The sequence below is a fragment of the Pseudoalteromonas sp. MMG024 genome, from assembly GCF_021654175.1.
In the GTDB taxonomy this organism is placed as follows: Bacteria; Pseudomonadota; Gammaproteobacteria; order Enterobacterales; family Alteromonadaceae; genus Pseudoalteromonas.
This window is the reverse complement of record NZ_JAKFZO010000030.1, coordinates 39,227-46,082: the sequence shown is the minus strand read 5'-3', so window position 1 is coordinate 46,082 and position 6,856 is coordinate 39,227. Positions and strand designations below refer to the sequence as shown.

General features: G+C 42.8%; 6 protein-coding genes. All 6 read left to right on the top strand.

Features of this window, described 5'->3' with window-relative positions:
- On the top strand, positions 1 to 516 hold a 516-nt coding region (locus tag L1068_RS20185), incomplete at its 5' end, for a phage tail assembly protein (RefSeq protein WP_237131680.1).
- A gap of 130 nt (positions 517 to 646) precedes the next feature.
- Entirely contained in the window at positions 647 to 3,484 is a 2,838-nt protein-coding gene (locus tag L1068_RS20180) for a phage tail tape measure protein (protein WP_237131679.1), read from the top strand.
- Positions 3,484 to 3,876, top strand: a complete 393-nt coding sequence (locus L1068_RS20175) for a phage tail protein (RefSeq protein WP_237131678.1) — start codon at positions 3,484 to 3,486, stop codon at positions 3,874 to 3,876. Before L1068_RS20180 ends, L1068_RS20175 begins: the two co-directional genes overlap by 1 nt.
- A complete protein-coding gene (locus L1068_RS20170; protein WP_237131677.1) occupies positions 3,869 to 4,081 on the top strand; it encodes a tail protein X in 213 nt (70 codons plus the stop codon). Before L1068_RS20175 ends, L1068_RS20170 begins: the two co-directional genes overlap by 8 nt.
- Positions 4,072 to 5,082 carry a contractile injection system protein, VgrG/Pvc8 family gene (locus L1068_RS20165; RefSeq protein WP_237131676.1) on the top strand — a complete coding sequence of 337 codons (1,011 nt, stop codon included), beginning with the start codon at positions 4,072 to 4,074 and terminating at the stop codon, positions 5,080 to 5,082. The genes L1068_RS20170 and L1068_RS20165 overlap by 10 nt, the downstream gene beginning before the upstream one ends.
- A 327-nt stretch (positions 5,083 to 5,409) precedes the next feature.
- Positions 5,410 to 6,324, top strand: a complete 915-nt coding sequence (repA, locus tag L1068_RS20160) for a plasmid replication initiator RepA (protein WP_237131675.1) — start codon at positions 5,410 to 5,412, stop codon at positions 6,322 to 6,324.
- The last annotated feature ends 532 nt before the right edge of the window (positions 6,325 to 6,856 follow it).

Here is a 6,856-nt window from a genome sequence, read left to right as displayed (position 1 = left end):
CTGCGTGAACCAGTTGCAGATAAAAAAGAACTGGAATTTAGACCATTTACCTTTGCAGAGTACAAAGAAGCCCTTGCCGAAGCTGGCAGCAGTGAAGAAAAGCGCGAAGATGCGTTTATTACACTGGCAACAGGTTTAACGCAAGCAGAAATTGAACAGCTTAAAACACCTGATAAAAATACTATTGATGCACACGTGATTGATTACACAACCCGTGATGCTGCGTATTTCTTTTTAAAAGACGGTGTGGAGCTTGATAAAGACGCGCCTAAGCTGCTGCATCCGATTGAAAGTTATGACCGTGTAACGCTAAAAACACCAAGTGTTAAAGCCTCGCGAATGATGAATAAAGTGCAAAACACGGCAAATAATCCATATGCACAGGCAGAATATATCACGCAGGCATGTACTGAGTTAATGCCGCATGAAATCGAAAGCTTATCATTGCCTGATTGGAATCAACTGCAGGGCCGAATTTCTGATTTTTTGAATCTGGGGTCAGATTCCTTTCAATAAGTGACATCGAAAATGTATCTGATGCGTTGCTGTATTCGTTCAATACATCAGATACTGAGCTGGACAACTGGCCCACAGATAAAGCCCTCCGTCGTTATAAACTAGCAATCACTAAGGTTGAGAATAGCTGATGCAAAGTAAATATACTGTTGCTGTTGCAGCAAAGGACCAATACTCAAAACCTATTGAAGCCGCAAGCGCTGCTCAATCAAAATTTACACAGCAATTAACAGCCAGTCGCGCAGAAATCAAAAAACTATCAGGCGCACAGCGTGATTTAAAATCATTTGCTCAAAGTAAAGAAAGCGTATCGCAGCTCAACAAAGAACTTGCGGCAATGCAGGCTCAACTTAAAAAAACAAATAAAGAGCAAGGCGCACTTGTTGCACAGCAAGTTAATTTATCAAAAGATAAGAATCATCATGCTGCAGCAATTGCAACCATTGAGAAAAAAATAGCCGAAATCCGAAAGTTAGAGGATTCGGGTATCAATTTATCGAAAACGCAGCGTGCTAATTTTAAGCGTGAAATAGCTGCGCATGAAAACAGCATTAAGCAACACCAGCGCGAACTTAAAGCGATTGCGAAAAAAGACAAAGCGGTTGCCGCTAGCATAAAACTAACGAATGCTGATGCAGCTGCGCGTAAAAAACAAATTAAAGGCTTGTCGACACGTTATGAGCGTGAGCAAAAGCATTTAAATGCGTTGCAACGAGAGCTGACAAAAACAGGCATTAAAACCGATGATTTAGCGGCTTCACAAGCAAAGTTAAAGCGTAAGACCGATGACGCGAATAAATCATTAAAAGCGCAGCAAGCAGGGCTTAAGCGCGTTGCTGAGCAAGAGCAGCACTTATCTAAGTTACAAGATAAACGAAACGGCATGGTCGGTGATACGGCAAAAGTGGCCGTTGGTTTGTATGCCGCAAAAAGCACTGTTGATACCGCAGCAGACTTAGAGTCGGCAATGGTTGAAGTAGTCAAAAAGGCCACGTTTAAAAATAAAGATGGCTTTGAATTAAACCAAGCCACACAAGCCATGCGCTTAAATCAGTTAGAGCGTTATATCTTAACGAGCGCCCCCGATTTAGGTTTGCAACCGGGCGAACTGGCAAACATCGTTGCCAGTGGTGCAGGCTCAAACATTGCGAGAGCCGGTTACGAAATCGAAGACTTAAAACGCTTTTCAACGCTTGCGGCAAAAATGGCAAATGCATTTGATGGTCTAACCGCAGATGCTGCAGGTCAAAGTGTAGCAGCGTGGAAAGCGTCGATGAGTCTAAACATGGAGCAGCTTGAACGCTTAGCTGGTGCAATCAATCATTTGTCAGATAACTCCGCAGCAAATACTACCGCAATCACTGATGTGATGACTGATGTTGGCAGTGTGATTATGTCGGCAGGTATGAATGAAGTGCAGGCTGCATCGTTAGCTGCGGCTATTTTAGCTGCAAATGGTAACAAGGCTGAAATGGGGCGTACTGCTGCTAAAAATTTAGCAATTAATATGACGCTTGGGGATTCGGCTAGCGGCCCTAAAAAGCAAATGTGGAAATCACTAGGTTTTGATCCAGTGCAAATTGCGAAAGACGCACAAGCAGACGCAGCAGGCACAATGTATAAAGTGTTTGAGGCAATACGCCAAGAGCCAGTAGATAAGCATACTGCCATAATAAACACGCTATTTGGCACAGAATCAATCGGGTCCATGACTACGTTAATCAAAAACATGGATGAAATGAAGCGTGTAATGTCTGTTAGCAACGATGAAGTGGCGCTTAGAAATTCACTGGATAATGAATTTAATAAACTACTTGGCACTGCTAATTTCCAAAAACAGCGCTTATCGAGCGCGTTTACGGGGATTCTTGCTGCTGTGGGTACTGAACTGTTACCTGTTTACACCAAAGGGGTTGAGGCGCTAGCAAACACCATTGAGGCAGGCACTGAATTCATTAAAAACAATGAAGAAATTGCAGGCGCAGTGATTAAAGGTGTGGCTGCATTAGCCGCGCTAAAAGCGGCCCACACAGCGTATCGACTTGGTGCGTTGACGGTTGAAATTGCCCTTGGCAAACGCAAGTTAAGCGAAACTCAATTAGGTATGACAGTGGGTAAGACCGCTGGCAAAGCTACCCTTGCGGCCAGAGCATTAGACATGCTTAATCGCAGCCTTGACCGCACAGCCAGAGGCGGTGCAGGTGGCGGCTATTACGGTGACTACGACAGTGCAGACGGTAAAAAACGCCGTCGCAGAGGTCGTCGGGGCGGCAAGTTTAATAAAATGGCGCGTATGGCCCGTAAAACGAAAATGCCGATAGTGGCTAATGTTGCCGCAGCTGGTCTAGTGGCTTCATCACTCGCGGATAGTGACACGGTGTCAACGGCTGAAAACGTCGGTGGCATTGGTGGTTCAATGGCAGGTGCAGCCGCAGGTGCTGCGCTTGGCTCGATTGTGCCAATTGTTGGCACAGTGGCAGGCGGCATTATTGGTGCAATCTTAGGTGATACGCTTGGTGCAATGCTAGGTCGCGAAGTTGGTGAAAGCTTAACTGAAAAGCCCGAAGATGTTGTAAAAAAACAGCAGCAAAACAAAACACAGTCCGAAAGCGAAAAACCGCTTACTGTGCGTGTTGTTCAGCTCGATGCTAAGTCACCTGCCGTACTACCAGAAAAGCCTCATTTTGAACTTGATAATGTCATTAAAACGCAGTCACTCACTGCGAATGTTAAGCCATTACAAAACATTCAAAAAACCGAAAGAACAGAGTTAAAGGTGGACTATCGCCCGACGATTCATATTGCGGGTGACGCGGATGAAAAGAAAATAAATAAGGCGTTAGAAGAAAGCCAAAAAAGCTTTATGGATGAGCTGCGTAAAAACGCGCCTAATTTGTTTACTAATGATGTTAACGACCGTCTTGATAACACGTTTATCGACGGAATTCCGACAGGGTTTGATTACTAATGAGACAAGCAGTTTTAAGTAATTCAGCAGGTGATTTTGTATTTAGTCCGTTTAATGCTGATGCCACTATTGTCAGCATTTCTGAGGTAAGTGGCGCAGGCTTTAAGTCATCAGAAGTGCTAAACGGCAAGCCTCGACAAGACCTGTCAGGCGGCAAATTGGACCAAGTACAAATCACCGCAGAGGCGTTTGGCGGCACAAGTACAGCAGTGCTTGAGCCGCTTCATACGTTAAAAGATGCCGATGAGCCTGTGGTGTTTATCGAGCATATTAACAATCGCGGCCTTTGGACGATTAAACAAATTCGCAAAACGAAAGAAGAAATTCAGCCAAATGGCCTTACACGTAAAATTAAGTTTGCGGTGCAATTGGAGGAATTTGCGAATGCCTAAAGAAATTCGAACAATTGATGGTGACACCATTGACGGTGTGCTTTATCAGCACCTTGGCGATTACAGCGCTAAAACAGAGGATAGTTTTTACAAGCTAAATCCAAATGTGGCGCGTATCGGTGCGGTGTTGCCTGCAGGCGTGACGTTAATCATTCCTGATCCAATTGTTGAGCAGTCAAGTGAGCGTTTGAGCGTATGGGATTAATAAACTATACCCCGCAATTTTTGATTTCGGGTAATGATGATTTAAACAAGCTAACTGAACACCTGGTGTTAATTGATTCACCCGGATTAGTGGCCGACACATTAACGCTTACGGTGAATATGAAAAACATTCCTCGTTCGCAGTGGCCGCGCAGCGGTGATGAACTGCATTTGAAACTAGGCTGGAAAGAAAGCGGTTTAGTCGACATGGGTAAATTTACAGTGTCAAAAGTTAAGCCCGTTTATTTACCAAAAAAGGCCATTATCATTGCATCCCCCGCGCCATTTAATGCGCAAGCAGGCGGCAAAAAAGTCAGACGTTCGGAAACTTACACGGATTGCACGTTAGGTGATTTAGTTCGTTACTGTGCGAATCGTCTTGGTTTATCGTCGCGGGTGCATCCCGACTTTGAAAATAAGCAAATAACGCATATAGATCAAAAAAACGAAAGTGATCTGGCGTTCTTATCACGTTTAGCCCTGCGTCACGATGCGGTGGCCAAGCCGATAAACGGTTTATTAGTGTTTAGCAAGCGAGGCCAATCAAGGTCGCTGTCAGGCCAGAATTTACAACCAATCCCGTTGCAGTTATATGAGGGCAAGAAATCGCCCCACAATGCGTTTAAAAGCGTTTCTTTTGTTGAGCCAGAGCGCGAGATTTATCGAGGTGTGATTGCTGATTGGTACAACCAAGACCAAGCCGAAATAGTTAAATTTCAAGTTGGACAAAGCCCATTCAAACAATTGCCGGGTCGCTTTGCTGATGAACAAAAAGCAAAAGATGCTGCAATTGGTGAGTTGTCGAATATGGCGAGAAACGGCATTAAAGCTACTTATACAGTGGCGGGTGAACCGATGTTAATGTCTGAGGGGCCAGTCAACTTTACAGGGTTTGACGAGGACCAATTAAACGGTGATTATTCTAATGATCGTGTTGAACACGTAATGACACCGGGTTCAAGTTATGTTGTTAATGCTAATTGCAGCGCGGTATTAAACTAATTGTAAAATTAGTTTAATAATTCTCAAATGATCCTGTACGATGGAAAAGTTTTAGTTTAATGCTAAATTTATATGGAAAATGTATCACATGTTGTGATACATTTTATTGCGTCGCTTGCAGTAATTATTGATTTTTTGCGACGAAACGAAAATCTAGACACAAAAAAAGCCGCATTGGCGTGCGACTTTCTTTGCTCTTACAATGAAAAAACAAAAAACCTTTTCAAAGAAGACTTGATTCACATTCATTGTAAGACGTCTGATTTTATTTTGCAAATAAATAAAAGAAGAAATGACAATGAATGGACTGTCACTAAGCGAGGTGTCATGTTAAATGATAAGCCTTGCAACAAAACAAACCGTCATCGCGGTTTACACAGCACAAAAGTAAAAAATGCAAATCCTGATTTTGCTGTGCCAGAAACGCACAAAAAACGCTTAGCTGTTATTGATTACTTCGTAAAAAAATCTGCGTCATGCGATGTAACGCAATCTGACGTTGCTTTATATGTCAGACCGGACCTTGATCGCCAAAAAGCATTTTACTTGGATCGCCGAAAAGCAATTAGAGCTATTCATAAAGCGTGTTGTGAGTATCTAAATTTAGTGACTCACCAAGTTCAAGTTTCGCTAACAAGGCTTGCAGACGTAACAGGGCTATATACTATTTCCCAAGCTGAAAAAGCAAAAGCAGATAGAGATCCACACTATGAGCCAAAGAAAAACATAACACGCCTTTCTCGTGCAATTAACAGCATGATCGAGATGGGCTGGATTGTGGCCGATGCAAAATGGCAAGTGTGGGATAAAGAAGCAGGAATTTGGGTCCACAAGTATTTTGAAGTAACAGAGCTTTTCTTTGCAGCAATGGGTGTACCTAAAGAAAAAGTTCAAAAAGAGCAAAGTGTGCGTCTTGCGTACCTCAAAAAGCAACATATTTGTAAGGGTTACAACCCGGATGAAATTGGCAATATGTCGATTAAAAGCCTAAAAGCCCTTGGCCGCACAAACTGGATAAAGAAATGCTTTGAGTTTAGAAAACAAAAAGCGGCAAAGAAACGCTTATCAAGACAACTCGATAGCAAATCTCGCTCAGAGCAACGAACTGTGGCTGCGAAGCGCGTCATGGATCAACTCGGCGATGCAGTGAGTTATGTGAGTTTCGATGAGTTCAAAAATGCTGTAAACAAAGAAGTCGCAGTGCTTCGCAAATTCACGGGCGTAACCCCCACAACAAGCTAAATTAACCGCTTTTCATAACCGAGCTATATGCTCGGTATTTTGCGTGCTTAAAATTTAATACAAGGCTATTTAAGAGCCTCGACACACTGAAAATACTACAATTAGTTTATTTAGTACTCTTATATGGATTAATAGAGTCTATTTATACATATAAGGTGCAAAGCTTATTTTCACAAAGTGTGAAAGCCCTGATTTAAAGTGCAATATTATCTTTATACTTATATATACTTTTAAATACTTAATACGCACTGCAAGCAGTGGATTAAATGCGTCTGCTTACAAGCAACAAGTTGCTGTCGCAGTACAAAGATGATGCCTTGCCCATTTCCTAGCTTTGCTAGGGGGCAAGATGACTGATGAACCTTTTATAGCTGAGCTTTTACTATGTGTTCTTTTTATCTGAAAGGATATTTGAGGTTTAGCAGAGTGGCATTTGCAACCATCGCACCAACTGTGCAAACTAACCGCGCAGTGATAGATTTAGTTTTTATAATAAATCCGTGGCTGCTTGGTGTAACCGTTCGCGCAGCCA